The organism is Clostridium sp. (genome assembly GCF_051650885.1).
In the GTDB taxonomy this organism is placed as follows: domain Bacteria; phylum Bacillota; class Clostridia; order Clostridiales; family Clostridiaceae; genus Clostridium.
The window spans coordinates 1-3,317 of the sequence record NZ_JBOFRG010000304.1; the positions used below are offsets into that span (position 1 = coordinate 1).

The following is a 3,317-nucleotide window of genomic DNA, read 5'->3' on the forward strand; positions in this document are numbered from 1 at the left end:
TTCAAAATCCCCCTACCATATCTACCCTAAGTAATATGGTCTTCTTAAATGAACAAAAGCTTAAAGCAGGATTTTCTAAAAAATATCATATGTCTATAAGTGAATACTCCACTTCACTAAAAATTTCATTAGCCAAAAACCTTTTAGTAACTACAGAACTTTCCATTGATGAAATTTCTAAAAAGATTGGATACAGCTATAGTTCTAACTTTATTAAAATGTTTAAAAAGCTTTGTGGCAAAACCCCTTTAACCTTTAGAAAAGAGAAAAGTGCTTGATAATCTCAAACACTCTTCTCTCTATATACTTTTTCCTAATTCTTTTTATTAAATATTATACATACCTATTTAATTCCCAAATACTCATCCCATCCGCTATTACTAAAACGTTTAAAAGACCTTGTATATACCAAGTCGAATGTCAATCTAGTAGGTCTAGATAATAAACTATTTATATCATTAAATATCTCTTCACCTTCTGGTGCACTCAGTAACTTAAAATATATACACAAACTTATTATATTATTATGGGTTAATGTTATGTACTCTTCTAACCAAGCAAATTCTGTATGATTATCAGAGATTATTATAGGTATTCTTAATGCTGTTGCATATCCTGCACACTCACTTTCCCCTGGTCCTATAGAGTCTTTCTTCTTTTTTATTACTGGAATAGCTAATTTATTTACTACCGAATCATCTTCTCTATTTAGTATTTCAAATATGCTATTTTTCTTATTTATTTCTGCTTCAATTTTAGAAAAGTATACTCCTGTTTTCTTTCTCAATTCATAGTCATATACAAAGTAAGGTATTATTATCTTTGAAAATAGCAAGCTAAGTATATCTAATCTATCTACCTTAGCTAAATTAATGAGAATATCTGTGTCTGATATAGCTGCTGTGTACTTTTGCATCTATACTATTTCATCATCTTCCGGTTCATCATAACCGTAATGCTTTGGTGTTTCATTTATAAACTCAAGAAGCTGGGTTATTTTCCCATAAGATATTTTGCCTTTTTCATAATTTTGTTTTGCTATTTCTAGATATTCTTTTGATACATATGATACCTTTGCTGGTACTATTAATGATATGTCGTAACCTTCTATCTTAGTTATTTCTCTTAATTCTTCTTTCCTATTTAATGCTCCATACTCTTTTAAATCTTCATACAGTCCTATATCGCATAAATCTAACTGCACCAATCTTTTTACCATAGATTTATAACTTACTTTTAAAGTACTATTCAGTCTAACTATATGTCTTACTTCTACTTTATCTTTCTCAACATTAACAAGCTTGTAAAACAACTCTTTAACATAGTCTTCTGGCATTAAAAATTCTGCTGCAAATACGTTTGCTTTTTTCTCTTCGTCTACATAAACAGAATCATTTATTAGAAGTTTATCTTTCTTTAATAGGTTGTCATTGTAAAGTATATGATAAAGTTCATGAGCTCCTGTGAACCTTTCATGCCCCAATGTAAAACTACTATTTAAAAACACAACAAACTCTTCATTAAAGTAAGTTGCAAAGCCTGATATATCGTATATATCTAATGGCTTTCTAATGAAAAATGCTACATCATCTAAAATATCAAATATATCTACAATGCCCTTCTTTGAGAATCTATATCTTACCTCGTCTGCTAATTGCTTTATTTTTATCCTTAAACCTTCTTCTGGCAGTTTCAAATCCTTTTTAGTTAAACACATATATTTTAATCCCTCCATAAAGGTTCTACATTAGTACTTGGTATTGTTTCTATAATGTTCTTTTGATTCATAAAACTCATAATCATATCTTGTAATTGTTCTACTCTCTTCACAGTTTCTTCATTTACATTTCTTTTTCTAAATAAAGTAACTAAATTGTCATCCTCATTATCTTGCAACAATATATCTACATCTACGTCTAATATTGAACCTATTGCTTTTAACTCGACAGCTGATACACTTCTGTTGCCATTCTCTATCTTGCTTAATGTTTCTCTGCTCATCGATATACCTAACTCTTTTAGTTTAGTTGCCATAAACTGTTGGCTTATTTTCTTATCTTCTCTTATATCTTTAATTCTTCCACCTATAATTTCACTTGTTATCATAATTTATACCTCCTCTAATTAATATTCGTAATATTATATTACACTTTTAGGGATACTTTTGCAACACATTCTTTATATTTGTAATTTTTCATTACTATTGTAGTATATATTTATATGTAGCTACTTTTTATAAATGATAATACTATATCCTAACTCCCATACTTTCTACTATATTTTATTTCTATGTCTATTTTAGGGTACTTCTCTTTAAATTGACTTATTACATAATAGCAACTTGGACAAGGCTCCCATTTGCTATATAGTTTAAGAGTTCCAAAACCCTTTAAATTCTTTTCTCTTATCTCTTTGTCTATATTATCTAAAATCTTTTTTTCACTATCATATATTCTTCTATAGCCTGTTCCGACTTGTCCTAACCTATTTACTCTCATAGCTTTAAATCCATTCTTTGTCCATTTCACATATCCATCTATCTCTTTACTTCCACTTATAGCCTTAAACTTTTTGTTATTAAAATCAACTACTGCAATATTTATAGAATCTAAAAGAAGATTACTTTGATTTATCTTTACTATTCCTTCTTTATTTTCTAAAAAATTTATAACACTTTTTAGCCTTTTAAAATTATCATTTAAATAATCCATGTACTCAACAGTACCTTTTTTATGTTTTATATAATCTAAACTAATCTTTTCAACTTTCACTTCAATAGTTTTTATACTGGTTTCCTTATTATAACTTTCTATGTAATTATCTTTTTTCATTATTATCTTCTTTAATAATTCAATATCCTTAGTAAAAACATTTTCCATCTCTAATCTTTTCTCTAACCCTTCAATTTCATTAAATTCTTCTAAACTTAAAGAATCTTCTGAATACCTCTTCGCCTCTTCTATATCTTCTAAAATATGACTAACTTCTTCAATTTCATAAACTTCTCTTTCATACTCTTCTCTCTTTATCTCTATCTTCTCTATTTTTTCTAGTATATTCGAAAGCTTAAGAAATTCCTCTTCAAAAACTATATCTTTAATAATATACTCTAAAATTTCTCTCACATTTTTTGCTCTATAAGAAACTTCATCCTTTATTTTGTCTAAAACTTTATTTAAAACTTCACTTTCTACTTCAAACTCTTTTGAAACAAAAGCTTCTAATTCCTTATCGCTTAGAAAGTCTACCTTATAGCCTTCATTTATAAGCTCTCTCTTAAGTTCTTCTAAAGTACTCACATCAATTCTCTTAATTTT

The 3,317-nt window shown here is 27.7% G+C and carries 5 protein-coding genes; 1 reads left to right on the plus strand and 4 read right to left on the minus strand.

What is annotated here, in order from left to right; all coding sequences use genetic code 11:
• A partial coding sequence (locus ACRC28_RS14570; RefSeq protein WP_438544173.1) for a helix-turn-helix domain-containing protein occupies positions 1 to 278 on the plus strand: 278 nt, incomplete at its 5' end.
• Between the two features lie 65 nt (positions 279 to 343).
• Here the strand turns inward: ACRC28_RS14570 and ACRC28_RS14575 are convergent.
• The 4 genes from ACRC28_RS14575 to ACRC28_RS14590 all read right to left on the minus strand — a co-directional run.
• A complete protein-coding gene (locus ACRC28_RS14575) occupies positions 344 to 916 on the minus strand; it encodes a hypothetical protein (protein WP_438544174.1) in 573 nt (190 codons plus the stop codon).
• Positions 917 to 1,735 carry an ImmA/IrrE family metallo-endopeptidase gene (locus ACRC28_RS14580; protein ID WP_438544175.1) on the minus strand — a complete coding sequence of 273 codons (819 nt, stop codon included), beginning with the start codon at positions 1,733 to 1,735 and terminating at the stop codon, positions 917 to 919. It lies immediately after the preceding gene.
• Positions 1,723 to 2,106, minus strand: coding sequence for a helix-turn-helix domain-containing protein (locus ACRC28_RS14585; RefSeq protein WP_438544176.1), 384 nt, complete (start codon positions 2,104 to 2,106; stop codon positions 1,723 to 1,725). The genes ACRC28_RS14580 and ACRC28_RS14585 overlap by 13 nt, the downstream gene beginning before the upstream one ends.
• Before the next feature lie 149 nt (positions 2,107 to 2,255).
• A partial coding sequence (locus ACRC28_RS14590; RefSeq protein WP_438544177.1) for a deaminase domain-containing protein occupies positions 2,256 to 3,317 on the minus strand: 1,062 nt, incomplete at its 5' end.

Excerpts from the sequence above, each read along its gene's own strand:
- ACRC28_RS14580 (WP_438544175.1), bottom strand. The coding sequence starts at position 1,735 with ATGGAGGGATTAAAATATATGTGTTTAACTAAAAAGGATTTGAAACTG.
- ACRC28_RS14575 (WP_438544174.1), bottom strand. The coding sequence starts at position 916 with ATGCAAAAGTACACAGCAGCTATATCAGACACAGATATTCTCATTAAT.
- ACRC28_RS14585 (WP_438544176.1), bottom strand. The coding sequence starts at position 2,106 with ATGATAACAAGTGAAATTATAGGTGGAAGAATTAAAGATATAAGAGAA.